This is a genomic window from Streptomyces sp. SID5464 (assembly GCF_009862985.1).
Taxonomy (GTDB): domain Bacteria; phylum Actinomycetota; class Actinomycetes; order Streptomycetales; family Streptomycetaceae; genus Streptomyces; species Streptomyces chartreusis_D.
On the sequence record NZ_WWIQ01000082.1, the window covers coordinates 709 to 957 of the forward strand.

1 protein-coding gene is annotated in these 249 nt (G+C 67.1%); it reads left to right on the plus strand.

Annotated features, from left to right (window positions below; translation table 11 throughout):
• Nucleotides 1–249, plus strand: a 249-nt coding sequence (locus GTY47_RS40000) for a fumarylacetoacetate hydrolase family protein (protein WP_010049377.1), incomplete at both ends; no start/stop codon positions are given.

Here is a 249-nt window from a genome sequence, read left to right on the forward strand (position 1 = left end):
TCCCTGCCCGTCGGCACGGTCGTCGAGGAGCGGGATCTGCCCGCGTACGTCGCCGGGCTGGTGATCACCAACGACGTCAGCGCCCGTGAGGTACAGCTGACCAAGACGCAGTTCTACGAGAGCAAGTCGTACCCCACCTTCACACCGACCGGGCCGTACCTGGCCCTGCTGGAACCGGAGGACTTCACCCACCTCCTCGACCTGCGCCTGAAGCTGAGCGTCAACGGCGAGCTGCGCCAGGACCGCACC